Source organism: uncultured Sneathiella sp., from assembly GCF_963976355.1.
Lineage (GTDB): Bacteria > Pseudomonadota > Alphaproteobacteria > Sneathiellales > Sneathiellaceae > Sneathiella.
This window is the reverse complement of record NZ_CAXBKA010000004.1, coordinates 183,186-200,457: the sequence shown is the minus strand read 5'-3', so window position 1 is coordinate 200,457 and position 17,272 is coordinate 183,186. Positions and strand designations below refer to the sequence as shown.

Here is a 17,272-nt window from a genome sequence, read left to right as displayed (position 1 = left end):
GATACTGCTTTTGGCAAAGTATAACCGCTGTCGGATTTAGGGGATAGAGCGGGAGAGGCAAAAGTTTGATGGCTGCAGTTGTTGCGGCCAATATTGCCGATGGATACCTAGGGGGTTGAAGGCGCGGGTGCGCTGCCCGGATCTTTTGGCTTCATGCCTTCCATGATCTGTTTGTTGACGGTAATCAATGGCGCAACTGAAGCTTCGCCTTTCATGGCATTCAGACTATAGCGGCTGACCCAGAATGCGATGGAAAGAAGCCGACCTCTCAGGTCGTCAGGGAGCCCATTCTCCTCTGAAAGAAGATCCATTTGCAAGGTTAGCCAGAGTCGCCGGTTGTTGGCGACAGCCTTGATTCTTGCCATTGTGTTGTCTTCTTTGTCAGCTTCTTCCATAGCACGAGTGAGTATTGCGAAAGCCCGGTATTCGGTTTGTCTCGGGTTTTCGGTATTCTGATTGGCCTTTTGATAAGCAGCTACAGACATATAATGTTCTCTTCAGTTCTCGATAGTATTTCTTACTATTGACTAATATCCTTACGATACTGTTACCAATTACTGAAAAAGCTGTAGGATAGACTGCGGACGTGAGTTGGCAATCGACAGGGACTGAATGCCAAGTTGTTCCTTCGTCTGCAATGCCTGCAATTCCGCGCTGGCTTCGGCAAGGTTGGCGTCAACAAGGATACCGAGACCTTCTTTAAGCTTGTCCGTCAGAAGCTGGGTAAATTCAGCCTGGCTGTCGAGACGGTTCGCAGCTGTACCAAGAGTAGTGATAACATTGCCAACGATAACTTCAGCACCATCAACGGCGGCGAGGGCAGCGGCAGGGTTAGTAAGGTCAAGCCCAACGAGGCCCAAAGTAGCGAGGCGCAAATCCTGTGCAGCGATTGTCTGCGTTACACCGCCAAGACCGGTCAGAACATCCAAATCAGCACTTACACCGTCAATCAGATTGACACCATTGAAAACACTGGAGCCGACAACCGAGGTGATTTCGGCGAGCAGGGCGTCCACTTCTTCCTGAAGCACAGCGACGTCAAGGCCGTCGTTAAAAGCCTGGGTTACCTTCTGATTGATGTCGATCAGGATATTTGAAATCTGCAAGGCGCCGGCATTGGCCATGCTGACCGTCGCCTGTCCGAATGTCAGTCCTTCCTCGATTGCGTCAAGTGCCCCGATGTCGCCACGCATTGTTTGCGCGATTGTAAAAGATGCCGGGTTGTCTTTTGGCTCGGCGACCTTGAGGCCGGTTTCGACCTGACGCTGTGTCTGGGCAAGGCTGGTCTGTGTAAGAGACAATGTCCGCAGAGCCGCCATCGCCGTTGCATTGGTGTTAATAGAAAAAGTCATCTTCATCTCCTGTAGAAACTTTGAAGCAATCAAAAGATCGCGAATTCACTCGCAACTACAGAAGCAAAGGGCGTGCCAGTTCTAAAAACCGCAGTTTTGTGCGGATTTTAGGCAATCTTCGCTAGTTCATCATTTAGATATAACGGGAAAAAAGGGCACGGGATAGGAATTTTTTTCACGCTTGAGAAAGTTCTGCCCGCCTTTGTAAGTGGGCATCATATCTGTATTGAAGGAGTTTTGCAGTAGTCGACGCAGCCTAAAAGGGTTCAGACGAACAAATCGATCTGGATGGGCTGCGGGCCGACAAAGTCACCATTGGAGATGGGCTGGAAAAGGGACAGGATGGGGTTGCTGGTAGGATCAGTATTGTTGATCTCGGTATAAACCAGAAACCGCTGGATGATCTTGTCAATCTCTTTCGGATCCTTGAAGTCTGCAATATCAATCTGCTTTTCAAGGCGATCCCTTTGCTGCTCATAGCTCAGGCTTTGAAAGCTTTCCGGCAGGCCAAGGCTTACCCGGACGACATGCATCAGGGTCTTGTCCGCCATTATCTGTGAGAGCTTGTCGACGTTTCCTGCAAGGCGTTTGAAGTACATTGCCTCGCGGACGCCATCCGCATTTTGTCCTTCGAACTTTTCAAACTCATTCGTCTTGTAGCCCGCCAGAATGGCATCGATATTTGCCTGCTTCTGGAAAAAGTCCGGGTCACTATTCAGACCATAAAGGGCGCTGGAGAGTTTGGCCCAGCGAGGCTCCGCCAGCCGGTTCACAAGACTCTCTTTGTCAGCTGGATTTTCAGTAAGTATTTTTCGAACCATCGCCGGCTTGTCGATTTCACTTTCCAACTGGAAAGCGGAAAGCACCATCGTCAGGACGGTTCTGTTCTTCATCAAATCATCAACAGATTTGATCTCGCCAATTTTTTCCTTGAATGTGCCGATATCGCGCGCAACAGACGGCTGTGCCTCAAACGCTTTCATATGCGAGTCTTTGAGGGTGCTGGATAGCTTGTACCAGAGCAGCGAGCTGTTTGTGGACACTTGCATATCGTATTCCAACGAAAAACGAGTTCAATCGACCTATTATAATCGAGAAGCCGTAAAGGAGAGGTTAACGAAAAAGGCGGCCCGTATGAGCCGCCTTTCCCTTGTTGAAGCCACTATTAGCGGAACAGTGCCAGAATTGTCTGCGGTGCAGAGTTGGCGATGCTCAGTGACTGAATGTTGAGCTGTTCTTTCGTCTGCAATGCAGTCAGTTCAGCAGCAACTTCAGCCATATCTGCGTCAACCAGAACGCCGAGACCTTCTTTCATCGTATCCGTCAACAGTTGGGTGAATTCACCCTGGTCATCGAGACGATTGGCGAAGGTACCGATGCTGGTCAAAGCAGTACCAACACTTGCAATAGCAGCATCAATTGTCGCTATGTCGGCAGCGTTATTTGCAATTACACTTACGTCGATAGTGTTCAAGGCAAGCCCAGTTGTTGACGACAGGTCAATATTGGTGAACGTAACGTTGTCAGTCGCACCAAGGCCAGTAGGAACCGTCAGCGTCGTTGCGGTTGCTGTCAACAGGTTCACGCCGTTAAACGCAGAAGTACTGGTGATCGCATCGATCTGTGCAAGTACTTCGGTGACCTGATCCTGAATGATACTGCCGTCAAGGCCTTCGTTCTTCGCCTGTGTGGCAAGTTCTTTTAGGGTTGTCAACTGATCAGAAATTGCGGTAGCGCCGGCCATCGCCATGCCTATTGTCGCCTGACCGAAGGCAATACCCTCAGAAACAGCGTTCAGAGCACCAATGTCAGCGCGCATGCCCTGTGCAATAACGAAAGTTGCCGGAGCATCTTTTGCGTTGTTGACACGAAGACCTGTTTCAAGTGCGGACTGAGTTTGAGCGAGAGATTTCTGCGTCATGTTAAGAGTACGCAGAGCAGCCATGGAGCCGGAGTTTGTATTGATAGAAGCCATAATATTAATCCTCATTCTAGAGTTGTCGCATCTGCGACCAATCAGCTCTTTTGAGCCCCGGTCTACTTCGAAACCGTGCCCTGACTATCTCCGGGATTTCCTAACAAAAGATTAATGAGCAATGCATTTGCCAGTCGGGATAACAGGAAAAGGCGTTCAGGCCTGAGGAAATATCTAAAAAAGCGCAGAAATCTGAGCGTTTTTCAACCGCTGCCGTGCCGTATTTATTTTATGGCCGGGCTAAATAAACTTGAATAATTCCATATGAGGTTGTCGGAAAAATCGATTTTCTTGTATGAATCGTAACAAAATTTTCTGCAGGAACTAGTTTTTAATCTGCTGATTCTTCTGCGGGAGGGAGTGTGGCCTTGAAATGCTTCTGCAGTAATTTCAGTGCAGCATAATAATTTTTCTCGCCCACAAGGCCCACAACCTCGAACACGAGGTTCCGTTCATCGTTGTCCGTTGTGGACAGGAAGGCAATCTGTGCGGCATTCTGAAAACTCTTGTGATGATCCTCGTGGCTTCCCGGCTCGATATACATCAACTGGATAAAAAGATAGACGTTCTGCAGAGGCGTTTCCGCATTTTCCGGCAACAGAATATCTCTCTCGCGCATGATCGAGGCGTCATTTTCCAGTGAAAAATGCATAGCCTTGCTGCTTGAATTGGTAAGAACGGCGCCGTTCACAACAATTTTTTCGCCAGCGGGAATACGAAACTTTAACGACATCAACTTGTCTCCAACAGGGACTACATAAGCTACTATAACAACTGCCACAGAATGTGCAAAACAGGATTATAGCCTATATAGTGATAATTGGGAATCAGCCACATTTCAGGCGGAGGTCAAATAAACTCTGGTCATGCCATACTGGCAAACTATATGATTGATCATGTCCGGACAGATAAGTTTAAGCTGTTCGACAGTTTTTTTTGGGGAAGTTTAATGCCAAGAAATATAGGCTCGCTGATCGTAAAGCTGCTGATTGTATCCTTCCTGGTTGGGTGGGCCCTGACACTGTTTGACATTACGCCAATTGAGCTATTAAAGGACCTGACGGGCACTATCGGTGAGATTTACTCACTTGCACTGAATACGGTGCGCTGGGCGGCGGATTATATCCTGCTTGGGGCCGTTGTCGTTCTGCCGATCTGGGCCATTGTCGCAGGGCTTAACTATTTACAGCGGAAAAGCCGCCGCAAAATGTCCTCCTCATCCAAGCAGCAGGATTGATCCGGTCACCCTCTGCTTGCGCAGTCAATACAAAGAGGGGCGCTCGGATCGAGTTCAAGGCGCTTTTTCGAGATTTCATCACCGCAAGACACACTAACTCCATATTCGCCCTCTTTGATCCGGGCGAGGGCGCTTTCAATGCGCTGCAGTTCATTTTTGCGTCGCCGTTCCGTTTCCTGAGCCATTGCCTGTCCCTGCAACGCATCCATCCGGGACAGCCGTCCGACCCGACTTTGATCAAGCTCCACCGGCTGACTGTCACTTGTGCTTGACTGCATTACGTTAAGTAAAGCCTCTCGCCGCGCCAGCAGGGTGTTTTCACTGCTGTCCTTTGTCATGCTAAGAGGCTATTGCAAAGCTTTTACGAATGCAAAGAAAAGGCCGACCCGTCGCAGGATCGGCCTCTGTTGTTCAAAATTGTAAGGCCGTCAAGCCTGCCAGGTATGACCTTGTCTTAGCAAGGCGTCCATGGAGGGAGTGACTTCTCCTTTTGCCTGTTCCAGCTTTTGGGTAATCCCGTCTTCATATGTCGGGGCCGGATCACAATAAATAACACCAAAGGCAACGGGCAGTTCGTTTCCGTCCATTGCGGCAATCAATGTGGCGAGGGAGCGGTTTTTCTCATCATGAACAAGAATGTCGGCTTCAGTCACTCCGTCTTCACCAATGGTGACGGCTTCCAGGGTCAATGTGCTCGTATTCAGCCGAATCCCTTTATTCTTCTCCGCGCCAAAAATCATTGGCTTACGATGCTCGACATGGAGCTGCTTGTCCGCTGCGACTTCTCGGGCGAGAACATTGTCAAAAACCGCGTCATTGTAGACGATACAGTTCTGAAGGATTTCAACCATCGACGTGCCTTTATGCGCATGAGCCCGTTTCAGGATGTCTGGCAATGTTTTCTGCGTATCATAGGCGCGAGCGGCAAAGCGGGCGCCGGCACCCAGCGTAAATACCAGTGGCTTCAAAGGCGTATCGACTGATCCGTCCGGAGAGGATGGCGTGCGCAGTCCAACTCCGGAGGTCGGCGAATACTGACCCTTCGTCAGGCCATAAATCTCGTTGTTGCAGAGGAGAATCTGCAAATCAACGTTGCGGCGCAGGACATGAAGCATGTGGTTGCCGCCAATACTGAAGCCATCGCCATCGCCTGTTACCATCCAGATATCAAGTTCCGGGTTGGCAATCTTCATGCCAGTTGCGATTGCGGGTGCGCGGCCATGGATCGTATGGAAGCCATAAGTTGACATGTAATAAGGGAAGCGTGACGAGCAACCGATTCCGGAGACAAAAACATAATTCTCCTTCGGTGTGTCAATATCCGGTAAAGTCCGCTGTACTGCTTTCAGGATTGCGTAGTCGCCGCAACCCGGGCACCACCGTACCTCCTGATCGGAAGCAAAGTCTGCGGGTTTGAGCTTGTCTGATGTTACAGCAATGTTCATTTTAATTCTCCAGTGCCGCGTCAATGGCACGTTCGATCTCTGATATCTTGAACGGCTGACCAGTCACCTTTGTCAGCGGCCGGGCATCGATAAGATATTGGTCACGCAAGACAGTTTTCAGTTGCCCATCGTTCATTTCCGGAACAATCACCTTATCAAACCCCCGGAGCAGATCACCGAGGTTGCGTGGCAATGGCCAGATGTGCCGCAAATGAATGTGGGAAACTTTTGCACCCTCAGCAAGCTTGTTATCCACGGCGCGGCTTATGGGGCCATATGTCGATCCCCATCCGACAACAGCCAGCCTTCCGCTGGTTTCACCGTTTTCGACCGTTTGTTCCGGGATGTCCTGCGCAATATTGAGGATTTTATCCCGCCGCAAATTGGTCATTTGCTGATGGTTGGCAGGCTCATAGGAGATGTTCCCGGAACCCTCTTCCTTCTCGATCCCGCCAACGCGATGTTCAAGACCCGGCGTGCCCGGGATTGCCCATGGCCGCGCCAATGTCTCCGGATTGCGGTTGAAGGGTGCAAAACCCTCCGGGTTTGTTTCAAAGGCTACCGGGAAAGGCTCCCGATCCGCCACATTCGGGATCAGCCAGGGCTCTGCTGCGTTCCCGATATAGCCGTCCGTCAGTAGCATAACCGGGGTCATGTATTTTGTTGCAAGGCGGCAGGCTTCAATCGCGACATCAAAGCAGTCCGCCGGGCCGTGGGACGCAAGAACAACCAGCGGCGCATCCCCATTCCTGCCATAAACGGCCTGATATAGATCGGATTGCTCGGTTTTTGTGGGCAAACCGGTGGAGGGGCCCGCCCGCTGTGAATTGACGATAATCAGGGGCAATTCAGTGGAAATGGCCAGTCCGATTGCTTCGCCTTTAAGGGCGATACCCGGTCCTGAGGAAGATGTAATGCCGAGCGAGCCCGCATAGGAGGCCCCGATCGCAGAGCATATGGCGGCGATTTCATCTTCGGCCTGAAATGTCTTTACACCGAACTGCTTCATCTTCGCAAGCGAATGAAGCACCGGGGAGGCCGGTGTAATCGGATAGGATCCGAAAAATACCTTCAGATTTGCCAGCTCTGCGCCGGCAACCAGACCCCAGGCAAGGGCTTCGCCGCCAGTAACCGTACGGTACAGACCCTTTGACATTTCGGCGGCGGGAATAGAATAAAGCTCACTTATTCCTGCGGTTTCCGAGGCTTCGCCATAGATATGCCCGGCGTTCAGTGCCGCAATGTTCGCATCGGCGATTTCCGGTCGCTTCGCAAATTTACGCTTTAGCCAGTCGATCGTATCTCCGCGGTCGCGACCATAAATCCAGTATACAAGGCCAAGTACCCAGAAGTTTTTACACCGAAGACCTTCTTTCTGGGAAAGACCGAGTTCCTTGACGGATTCAAGAACCAGCTTGGTAATATCAATTTCCAGAACGGTGTAGGCCTCCAAGGACTGGTCTTCAAGCGGGTTGGTAAGATAGCCCGCTTTTTTAAGGTTGCGATCCGTGAATGTGCCACTGTCAACGATGATCATACCGCCGGGTTTCAGGCGAGAGAGGTTGACCATTAAGGCAGCCGGGTTCAAGGCCACCAACACATCAGGATCATCACCCGCGGTCTCGATTCTTCGGGATCCGAAATTTATCTGGAAAGCGGAGACACCAAATGTCGTTCCGACCGGTGCGCGAATTTCTGCCGGAAAATCGGGAAAGGTTGCAAGATCGTTCCCGGCTAACGCTGTTGTGTCCGTAAAACGGCTACCTGTGATCTGAATGCCATCTCCCGAGTCGCCAGCAAATCGGATGACAACTGAGGCGACTTCTTTCCTGGGAACGGAGACAGGATCTGATTTTATTTTTAGTTCGTTCAACTTTCCTACTCGCACTTTTTAGTTTAGGGGTGGACAACCTCGCGAGCCGGCCAACACCACAGTTTAGCCATATTTTGAGCCAGCAATCAACGGCCTATATGATCATTTACTGTAATAAGAACAGCCTGTTCAGCAATGATTTCTTTCGTCGTTCACAAGATTATGAATTTCGGCCTGCTGTCACCACCTTTAGCGTAGATATAGTTGTTTTTATGCAGAACACAACATTATTTTCTTATTTATCGTGTGAAATATTTAATTTACAAAAAATTATGTGAAATAAACTGAGAGTTTAGCTCAGGCCATCTTTCATCAAGCGTACGAAGAAAGCGCCAATTTGGGCGGGAGTCTGTCCACCGGGGCGATACCAGCTGCTGGACCAGTTCAGGGAGCCCAGGAGACTGAGCCGCAACAATCCTTTGTCAACATCGCCTTTCAACGGCAAGTCTTCAATCAGGTCCATAAATAACTTGTCGTAGCTATCTCTGATTTCAATCAGGCGACTTCGCAACGTTGGGGCCGTTCGAGAGATGTCCGCGCATAGCAGAATGGAAAAATTATTTCCTCCGAACAGCGTATTCATATGCGCGACCGCGGCTTCGGTCAACCGTTCCCATGGGTCTTCAATGCCGTCAATTGCTTCAAGTAACGCTGTGCTGAGAAGCCGCCGGCCTTCTTCATAGGTCGCAACAATCAATTCATCCTTTGAGGAAAAATGATAATACATGGAACCAGCGAGCATGCCAGCCTCACGCGCGATATCCCGCATTGATGTTGCATCGTAGCCGCGTTGGTTAAACAGATGTGCCGCTGCCGCCATAAGTTCGTGGCGCCGGTTATCGCTTCGGTGTAGCCCGTCTTCTCGAGAAGGTTTGCTTTCCGCCACAGATCGACCCTAACAAACAGTTGTTGCGATATCCGTTATGCCTGCTCCTCGCATAGCGGGCAACTTTATTTTTCAAGAAGATTCCGCAGGCGATCAATCAGTTCACCTGTCTCGTCACTGGCGCCGCGCAATATGTTTCGCATCTGGTCAGATAAATTCAAATCGGTTGAGAGGGCCGCAAGGGTCGTTGCCTGAAGCAGGGGTGTATAAATTCTCTCTACCAGTGCGGCGGCTTCAAGACCATTTTCAGCCTGTCCCAGAGCTTTCAAATGTAAATCTTCCAATAGAGCCGTTTCTCTATTTCCGGTCAAATTTTCGGCCTGAACAATGACAACCCCATTCTGAATATAAAGGTCATTGATGATAAATCTCTTCGGCGAGCCTTTGCGATCCAGGGGAAACTGCCCCCGTTGTTCAGCTGAAACCGCGGCCTCAATATGGTCACGGATTTTCCTGAGGTTGTCACTGGACTTTGTGATTTCATAGGTAATTTCCGGAGCTTCGACCATAAGGCGCTTTATGACGATCGTCCCCTGATCGATGGTGTGCGGGTCAATCTGTATCTCTATATGCGGCGCGAGCAGGGCAGGCTGAGCGATGAAGGGAGCGGGGCTTTCAACTTTCAGATTCAGTAATGTTGCCTCTCCTGTGGTTGGAGAAAAATCCGCTTCCGGTAATGTGACCGAAGTTTGGGTCATCGCAGAGCCATATTTTTCGACTGACGAGGTAATCACGGAACCTATCGAAACATAGACAATAACGATCGCTGCGCAGAACAGCAGAACAATCCCGATCATTGCAATTGTTAATCCACGTCTCATGTTTTCCGCCAATTTCCGTTATTGAAATACCGGCGCAACATACGATAGGGGGGTGGCTATCGCAAGCAGTAGAGAGCGTATAGATTTCCCGAGCTGCTGAAAAAAAACGCCCGCTATGATTGGTGGCGGGCGTTTCTCGACGACTGGACCTTAGTCCAGCCGTTTATGTGAAAATGACCTTAGGCCATGGCAGCTTTCGCTCGGCGTTCAAACAGATATGCAAGAGCCGCCGCGGGACCCGCGGTAACCAATGCAAGGAGTGCCAACTCTAAATCGCTGAACGGTATCAGGTCACTACCGCCCGGTGTCGCCAATGCCAGCCCGCCGATCAGGATAAGTGCCCGGATCGGCCAGCCCAGAACGGGATGCCGATGCAGGTTGCCAACCCAGACAAGATAGCCTTGCAGGGAACTCGCAACGAGGATCACACCTCCCACCGCACAAACGAACAGAAGAGCTGTCCGGCTGAGTTCGCCATGCAGGATGAAGGCTGGATCCAGAACGAAAAAGAACGGCACGAAATAGATGATCGAGCCAAGTCGCATCGCTTCAAAACCTGTCCGCATAGGACTGGCACCTGCAATTGAAGCCGCGGCGAATGCACCAAGCGCCACTGGCGGGGTGATGAATGAAACCATGCCCCAGTAGAGAATGAAGAGATGAACGGACAGAGGGTCAAGTCCACCTTGTACAAGTGCTGGTGCCAGAACAATGGCCAGGAAGATATAGGCAGCCGTAACCGTCATCCCGATCCCCATGATAAAACTGGCGATGGCACCCATTAGGAGCAGGACCAGGATATCGCCCCCTGCGATAAAGACGAGGTCGTTGACCAGCGTTCCCGCCATGCCCGTAATCGAGAGGGCTCCGACAATGAGACCGACACCGACCAGAATTGCAGCGATTTCGGCGAGCAGCTTGCCAGCGGCAAGGATGAACGCCCAAAACTCTCTCATCCCCCAGCGTTCTTTCGAGAATATCTGGTTGATGATGAGGAGCAATGCTGTTGCGTAGAAAGGTGCGAGAACTTCCTGTTTAAGGTAAACCAGCATGACGATCAGCAGAATGAAAACTGCAATAAAATGCCAACCGTTACGGAATGTCTCTCCCAATTTAGGAAGCTGTTCCTTTGGCAGGCCTGGCATGTTGTTCTTTGCGGCATAGGCATCAATCTGGATAAACAGGGCCAGATAATACAGGATTGACGGAATAATGGCCGCAACCGCGATCGTGATATAAGGGATGTTCAGAAAGACCGCCATGATAAAGGCAGTCGAGCCCATAATCGGGGGCATCAGCACACCGCCAGTTGACGCACAAGCTTCAACACCAGCAGCGTATGAAGCCCTGAAACCCGTTTTTCGCATTGCGGGAATCGTCATTACGCCTGTCGTGATAACGTTGGAAATCACACTTCCGCTCATGGAACCCATCAAGCCGGAAGAGAAGATAGCAACTTTCGCAGGTCCGCCACGGACATGACCAAGTGCAGCAAATGCCAGATCGATGAAAAACTTGCCGCCGCCGGTCTGCGTCAAGGCAACGCCAAAAATCAGGAATCCGATAACAAGGTTGGCAAGCGCTTGCATCGGTATGCCAAGCATGCTCTCCGCACTGAGGACATGATAGGCTGTTGTGTCCGAGAGCGAACTGCCTAGGCCGGAAATCGGTCCGGGCATAATATCGGCATAAAGCGGATAAAGTGAAATGATAAGAACAATTGTGAACAGGGCTGTGCCGCCGGCGCGCCTTGTTGCCTCAAGAACCAGTAACCACAGAATGAAGCCCAAGGCAACGATATGATCAGGTGCTCCCATTTCCCAACCATTATCCAGAATTTGCTCGGCATTCATAAAGAAAAACACAAGCAGTCCAAAGGTGGTCACGGCAAATAGGACATCATACCAAGGAACCTTGTCCATGGCCGACTTCCCGCTGGCCGGAAAAATCAAGAAGACAATCGGGACAAGCAGTCCGAAAAGCGCGTACTGATACTCGTTATCAAGCCAGGTATAGCCAACGAAAAAACCGGCATTGAAGAGCTGATTGACGGCGAGCGTGATGACTATGATGGTAACCGCAATAACGATTGCCATCCAGCCGAAGGAAAGGCTTCGGTGGCGAGCCAACTCAGGCTTCACCACCGCGCCATTTTCTTGCTTTTGCGTTTCCATAAGGAAATATGTGTTTTAGGATTATTTGAAAATCGGGTTCATACCTGCCGCTTCGAGTGCAGCAGCCCGGGTTTTCATCCAATCAGCAGTAAACGCATCGCCTTCAAGGCCTTTGCCTTCCATGGTTGCCCACGCATCGGCAAGAACCTGCTGACGCTTCAGCATATTGTTGTTGTGCTCTTCCATGTCATCCGTCCAGGCACCAATTTCCTTCCAATATTTAACCGCTGAGGGATGGTAGGGAACGGCCCATTTAAAGGTCTGGTTTTCAAGTGCCCAGCCGGTCATTTCGGGAAGTGACTTTTCGTAATTTGGATATTCCGAATGCACGGCCTTGATCATGGAATAAACCAGATCTGGATCCTGGTCTGCACGTGTAATCAGGATCGGATATGGATAAGCGGCGCCATCATGAGGCGTATCCTTGGAAATATTTCCAGTTCCCAATGTCGCAACATGGGGCACGAAGTATGGTGCAACGCTCTGTATACGTTCCCAGCCTTCTTTATCTGCAGCCGGGGTTGGCGGCCAGTAAATGCCACGAGGAGATGCCTCAAGCTGTTTTGTCGGGCCGGAGACGGTTGAAGCAAACGCCGCATCAATCTGTCCAGAAATCATCCCTTTCCACATTGCGCCATAGCCGCCGAATTCGACAACTTCAACATCATCGAAAGTAAGGCCCGCGAACGCAAGCATGGCTTCCGTACCAATCGTCAGGGCAGGAGAGCTGCGAACGACCCCAACACGTTTACCTTTAAGGTCAGCAAAAGTCTTGACGCCAACATCGGCGGCAACGCCTACAGACAGGTTAGCGTCAGAAGTTGCGGACGCCAGCATCTGCACCTGCTGTGGGCCCCAGTCAGGATTAGCAAACTCGAAGACACCTTCCGCAGCATAGAATGTACCGGCACCGTTTGCGACGAACTGCACTTTATCAGTCCTGAGCGGGCCCATGCGCGAAATATCGTTCTTGCCCGGAATAACACGGAGGTCGATACCATATTTGTCTTTTAATGCCTTGCCAATTGCGACTGACTGGTTGTAACCGGTTGTTCCGGTGTTGTAGGCACTCCATGCGAGAGTATCCGGTAACTTGACGTCTTCCGCCTGAGCAACAGACGAGAATGTGATCACCGCTGCGGCCGCAGCTGCGCATAATTTTAAGCTAATTCCCATTATTTCCTCCCATGGAAAGCTTGGTATGTTATTTTTTTGTTTTCTAATAGGTGGGTATTCTGCATAGTGGAACGGAATTCTGCAAGTTTTTTTCCCAGGAAATTCTTTTTTTACTATAGTTAGAAAATGCTCGAAGAAGAAACATTCGTTGAGGGTATTTCAGTGCCGGACAATAATCGGCATTTTGTCACCTCTCTGGCGCGCGGCCTCGAAATTTTACAAGCGTTCCGGCCTGGAGAAGGTCCGGTTGGTAATAATGAGCTTGCCAAGCGAACGAAGCTGCCGCGGTCAACGGTTTCGAGATTGACCAGCACGTTGATGCAGCTCGGTTATCTGACATATCGCAAAAGCCTCGGAAAATATGAGCCGTCTCCGGCGGTGCTCTCTCTTGGCTACACGTTCCTTGCCAACAACAAATTGAGATTGTTATCGCGGCCCCTGATGAGAGATTTTGCGGCGCAGATAGGCCTTGGTGTTGCCATGGCAACGCGCGTCCGTCTGAATATGGTATATGTCGAAACAGCGCGCGGCGGAGATGAGAGCACACTTCGGCTGGAAACCGGATCATATCTGCCTATTGCCACAACGGCAGTCGGCCGGGCCTTTCTGTGCAAGTTGGCGGAGAGCGAACGGACATTGTTGCTTGATCACGTGCGGAAAAAACATTTGCAGGATTGGCCGGTAATAAAAAAAGGCTTTGAGGCAGCGCAAAAGGATTTCGCAGATTTTGGATATTGCCTCTCCATGGGTGAGTGGCAATCGGTTTTTCATGCTGTGGGAACCGCTACACGTGATAATTCAAGCGGTGATGTCGCTGCCTATAATTGCGGCGGGTCGTCTTATCTGGTAACAGAAGCCAGATTACGCGAAAATGTCGGGCCGCGTCTCGTAGGGCTGGCACGTAGTATCGAGGTAATCTGCGGAGTAGACTGATTACTGAAACTTTCAAATAAAGAAAATCAAGAAAAGGGAAGATAATGGCGCTGGATAGCGAGACTTTTGAGTTAATGAAGGATGCGGTGAGCCGCTTCGTCCGGGAAAAACTTGTTCCGGCGGAAGATAAGGTTGAGGAAACCAACGATGTTCCGGAAGAAATAATTCAGGAAATGCGGGAACTCGGCCTGTTCGGACTGTCCATCCCGGAAGAATATGGCGGCTTGGGGCTCAGCATGGAACAGGAATGTGAAGTGATTCATGAGCTTTGCAAAGCATCGCTGGCTTTTCGCTCCGTCATTGGGACAACCGTTGGCATTGGTAGTCAGGGACTTGTCATGACCGGTACGGAAGAGCAGAAAAAACAATATCTGCCGCGCCTTGCTTCGGGAGAGATCATATCCTCTTTCTGCCTGACAGAACCGGAGGCAGGATCCGACGCTGCTTCCTTACGTACAGTCGCTGTCCGCGACGGCGATGATTATGTGCTGAATGGGACCAAGCGATATATCACGAACGCCCTGCGTGCCGGAATGCTGACGGTAATGGCGCGGACGGATTCCTCGAAGAAAGGGGCATCTGGTATTTCCGCTTTCCTCGTCGATCCTTCAACGCCCGGTATCACAATCGCCAAGGCGGACGAGAAAATGGGGCAGCGCGGCACAAAGACGAGTGACGTTATCTTTGAGGACGCCCGTGTTCCGGCATCCGCATTACTCGGCGGGAGCGAGGGGCAGGGTTTCTATACAGCAATGAGAGTTCTGGATCGAGGGCGCTTGCATTTGAGCTCCGTCTCAACCGGTATCTCCGAGCGAATTATTGAAGAGGCTCTTGCCTATGCGTCGGAACGAAAACAGTTCGGCACAGTGATCGGAGAGTTCCAGCTCGTTCAGGCGCTGCTCGCAGATAGTCAGACGGAACTCTTTGCCGCGACCGCAATGACGTTGGATGCTGCGCGAAAATATGATAAGAATGAGGATATCTCAATGCTGGCCGCCTGCTGCAAGATGTTTACAACCGAGGCAGCGGGGCGGATTGCAGATCGCGCGGTTCAGATCCATGGCGGGGCTGGATACATGGCGGAATACAAAGTAGAGCGCTTCTATCGGGATGTTCGGTTGCTGCGGCTCTATGAAGGGACAACACAAATTCAACAACTTGTGATTGCGCGTAACATGCTCAAATCGCATGGGAATTAAGAACAACAGCAAAAGGAATATTTGATATGGGTGTAGACAAGATCAATAAAATGGTGCCCAGCCTCAAAGGTAAAGTCAGCGATGAGGAATGGGAAGAGCGGGTCAATCTTGCGGCCTGTTATCAGCTGGTTGCCCATTATGGCATGTCCGATCTGATTTTCACCCATATTTCGGCGCGTGTGCCGGGCACGGAGAATCACTTTCTGATTAACCCTTACGGGCTCTTTTTTGATGAAATAACGGCATCAAGTCTGGTGAAAGTGGATATTGACGGGAATGTTTTAAGCGAGACACCCTTCATCATCAATCCGGCCGGGTACACGATCCATAGCGCTATCCATGGGGCTCGCCACGATGTCGCCTGTGTCCTGCATACGCATACCAGTGCCGGAATGGCGGTGTCCGCGCAGAAACAGGGACTTCTCCCGATAAGTCAGCATTCAATGATGTTTTATGGTCGGTTGGCCTACCATGGTTATGAAGGTATTGCCTTGGATTTGGACGAGCGTGAACGCCTTGTCAGGGATATGGGCGACAGTATCGCGATGATTCTTCGCAATCATGGCCTGCTGACGGTTGGCAGCTCCATATCGGAAGCATTCCGCCGCATCTTCTACCTTGAAAAATCCTGTGAATCGCAGATTAAGGCGCTGGCTGGTGACTCCGAGCTTATCATACCCTCGCGGGAAGTGTGTGAGCATGCTGCCGGTCAGTTCAAGATCAGTGCATCGCAATCCGGCCTGGAGTGGCCGGGCCTGCTGCGCTTGCTTGATAACAAGGGCAGTAATTTCCGTAACTAGTAACGGATTAGCACAGTCTTAGATAAATCAGGCGCCGGAAGAAACGCATTCAGGCAGTTTCCGGCGCCTTTTTGTCGGTGTTTTTTGATTCTTCTGACCTGCTATAGGCAAAGACGCCGATTGAAACCAAGATCGCAAGGGTGATAAAGAAGACGCGATATGCCATAAGTGGAGCTACTCCGTCATCACTGACAAAGCCGCCGATGATAAATCCTCCCATGGATTGCAGGAGGAAAACGCCCAGGAAAACAGCGGTATTCAAGGTTGCGATACCACGTCCAAGAAGTCTCTCCGGAAATATTGAGCGACCGTGAGACATGATAAGAACGCCATAGCTTCCGAAAAAGCTGAACAGAATAAGTAGGGCGGAAACTTGCCAGACAGCTATGACAGGGATTACTGCCAAAATCACGAGCAATAGGATCGTTGTGCTTGCCGCTGCCAGAACCAGCGGTTTTCGCGTCCGGAATAAACCGTCGACATAGCCGTAAAAGAAATTGCCCCCGATGACTCCAGCGGTCATCCAGAACAGGATATTGCCGCGGGCCGTAAGATCGAGACCATAGATATCCCGCAGGAAGTTTCCGCCCCAAAGCGCGACGATGGTCATGACCGTGCCGTAGATGACAAGGTTGATGGCAAAAATATACTGGAATTGCCGGTTCCTGATGATCTCCATCACACCGAGCAGGGTATCCTTCATGCTCTCGATTTCACGATCGTGAAAAGCATGGTCTTTCGGGGCATCCTTGATAATGAAAAAGCCGAAGATGGCTGAAAATGCGCTGACACCGCTGGCGATCAAGAAGACGTCGCGCCACCCGATGATATCTGTCAGGATTGCCGTCGGCGTTGTCGCCAGAATATTTCCAACCCCGCCCATTCCGACAATCAAGGATGCATAAAAGGCAAAACGTTCCACGGAAAGCCATCTTGAAATGATGACGAGAGAACCCATCAGGACCGGGGCGCAGCCGATTCCAATTACGAAGCGGGCCGCAGAAAGTTCCAGAAAGTTTGTCGCAAGTGAAAATCCGACAGAGCCGATTGCCGCAAACAACGCCAGAACGCAAATGGTTTTGCGTGGGCCATATCGGTCCAGAAAAATGCCGACTGGAACCTGAAACAAGGCGAAGGCAATGAAAAAAATACCGCCGATAATGCCGAGTTCTTCATGGGTGAGCCCGATCTCGTCCATCATGTTGGGGGCGATGACCGCAATGGAAGAACGATAAAAATTACTGGCGATATAAACGATCGACAATGTGGTTATGATCCTAAAGGCCGTTGCCGCTTCGTTTTTCATTTTTATCGCGTCCGTTCTGTTTTGTTTAGAGCTAGCAGTTTGTGCGTCGGCGGTCAATTCAGGCGGACTCGGGGCTTTGCACAAGAATACCTTGA

At 50.6% G+C, this 17,272-nt stretch carries 17 protein-coding genes; 4 read left to right on the top strand and 13 right to left on the bottom strand.

Going from position 1 to position 17,272, the window contains the following annotated elements:
* Positions 1-107: 107 nt before the first annotated feature.
* The 5 genes from flaF to AAC599_RS11160 all read right to left on the bottom strand — a co-directional run bounded on the left by flaF (position 108) and on the right by AAC599_RS11160 (position 4,060).
* Positions 108-485 (bottom strand): flagellar biosynthesis regulator FlaF, encoded by a 378-nt coding sequence (gene flaF / locus AAC599_RS11180; RefSeq protein ID WP_340150481.1) that lies wholly within the window; start codon positions 483-485, stop codon positions 108-110.
* A gap of 69 nt (positions 486-554) precedes the next feature.
* Positions 555-1,352, bottom strand: a complete 798-nt coding sequence (locus tag AAC599_RS11175) for a flagellin (RefSeq protein WP_340150480.1) — start codon at positions 1,350-1,352, stop codon at positions 555-557.
* 266 nt (positions 1,353-1,618) lie between these two features.
* Positions 1,619-2,401 (bottom strand): DUF1217 domain-containing protein, encoded by a 783-nt coding sequence (locus AAC599_RS11170; protein WP_340150479.1) that lies wholly within the window; start codon positions 2,399-2,401, stop codon positions 1,619-1,621.
* 116 nt (positions 2,402-2,517) lie between these two features.
* The gene (locus AAC599_RS11165; protein ID WP_340150478.1) at positions 2,518-3,327 is read right to left on the bottom strand and encodes a flagellin; all 810 of its coding nucleotides are present in this window, start codon (positions 3,325-3,327) and stop codon (positions 2,518-2,520) included.
* 331 nt (positions 3,328-3,658) lie between these two features.
* On the bottom strand, positions 3,659-4,060 hold the full coding sequence (locus AAC599_RS11160) for a flagellar biosynthesis repressor FlbT (RefSeq protein WP_340150477.1): 402 nt from the start codon (positions 4,058-4,060) through the stop codon (positions 3,659-3,661).
* Positions 4,061-4,276: 216 nt separating this feature from the next.
* Here AAC599_RS11160 and AAC599_RS11155 point away from each other — a divergent pair, with 216 nt between their 5' ends.
* Positions 4,277-4,564 (top strand): DUF6460 domain-containing protein, encoded by a 288-nt coding sequence (locus AAC599_RS11155; protein WP_293962880.1) that lies wholly within the window; start codon positions 4,277-4,279, stop codon positions 4,562-4,564.
* 5 nt (positions 4,565-4,569) lie between these two features.
* Here AAC599_RS11155 and AAC599_RS11150 read toward each other — a convergent pair whose 3' ends face one another.
* The 7 genes from AAC599_RS11150 to AAC599_RS11120 form a co-directional block, all read right to left on the bottom strand.
* Positions 4,570-4,902, bottom strand: a complete 333-nt coding sequence (locus tag AAC599_RS11150) for a TraR/DksA family transcriptional regulator (RefSeq protein ID WP_340150476.1) — start codon at positions 4,900-4,902, stop codon at positions 4,570-4,572.
* A gap of 90 nt (positions 4,903-4,992) precedes the next feature.
* Positions 4,993-6,009: a 2-oxoacid:ferredoxin oxidoreductase subunit beta gene (locus tag AAC599_RS11145; protein WP_340150475.1), complete on the bottom strand. Its 1,017-nt coding sequence runs from the start codon at positions 6,007-6,009 to the stop codon at positions 4,993-4,995.
* A gap of 1 nt (position 6,010) precedes the next feature.
* The gene (locus tag AAC599_RS11140) at positions 6,011-7,882 is read right to left on the bottom strand and encodes a 2-oxoacid:acceptor oxidoreductase subunit alpha (protein ID WP_340150474.1); all 1,872 of its coding nucleotides are present in this window, start codon (positions 7,880-7,882) and stop codon (positions 6,011-6,013) included.
* Between the two features lie 292 nt (positions 7,883-8,174).
* Positions 8,175-8,768, bottom strand: coding sequence for a TetR/AcrR family transcriptional regulator (locus tag AAC599_RS11135; protein ID WP_340150473.1), 594 nt, complete (start codon positions 8,766-8,768; stop codon positions 8,175-8,177).
* A gap of 65 nt (positions 8,769-8,833) precedes the next feature.
* The gene (locus AAC599_RS11130) at positions 8,834-9,589 is read right to left on the bottom strand and encodes a hypothetical protein (RefSeq protein WP_340150472.1); all 756 of its coding nucleotides are present in this window, start codon (positions 9,587-9,589) and stop codon (positions 8,834-8,836) included.
* A 179-nt stretch (positions 9,590-9,768) separates the two neighbouring features.
* On the bottom strand, positions 9,769-11,763 hold the full coding sequence (locus AAC599_RS11125) for a TRAP transporter fused permease subunit (protein WP_340150471.1): 1,995 nt from the start codon (positions 11,761-11,763) through the stop codon (positions 9,769-9,771).
* Positions 11,764-11,784: 21 nt separating this feature from the next.
* Entirely contained in the window at positions 11,785-12,939 is a 1,155-nt protein-coding gene (locus AAC599_RS11120) for a TAXI family TRAP transporter solute-binding subunit (protein WP_340150470.1), read from the bottom strand.
* A gap of 126 nt (positions 12,940-13,065) precedes the next feature.
* On the opposite strand from AAC599_RS11120, the gene AAC599_RS11115 reads away from it, so the two are divergent.
* Genes AAC599_RS11115 through AAC599_RS11105 form a run of 3 tightly spaced genes read left to right on the top strand, consistent with a single transcriptional unit; the run spans position 13,066 to position 15,871 of the window.
* Positions 13,066-13,872: an IclR family transcriptional regulator gene (locus tag AAC599_RS11115; protein ID WP_340150469.1), complete on the top strand. Its 807-nt coding sequence runs from the start codon at positions 13,066-13,068 to the stop codon at positions 13,870-13,872.
* 44 nt (positions 13,873-13,916) lie between these two features.
* Complete coding sequence (locus AAC599_RS11110) at positions 13,917-15,071, top strand: acyl-CoA dehydrogenase family protein (RefSeq protein WP_340150468.1); 1,155 nt, start codon at positions 13,917-13,919, stop codon at positions 15,069-15,071.
* Between the two features lie 26 nt (positions 15,072-15,097).
* Positions 15,098-15,871, top strand: a complete 774-nt coding sequence (locus AAC599_RS11105) for a class II aldolase/adducin family protein (protein ID WP_293962890.1) — start codon at positions 15,098-15,100, stop codon at positions 15,869-15,871.
* Positions 15,872-15,920: 49 nt separating this feature from the next.
* Here the strand turns inward: AAC599_RS11105 and AAC599_RS11100 are convergent, their stop codons facing one another.
* Positions 15,921-17,177 carry an MFS transporter gene (locus AAC599_RS11100; protein WP_340150467.1) on the bottom strand — a complete coding sequence of 419 codons (1,257 nt, stop codon included), beginning with the start codon at positions 17,175-17,177 and terminating at the stop codon, positions 15,921-15,923.
* Between the last annotated feature and the right edge of the window lie 95 nt (positions 17,178-17,272).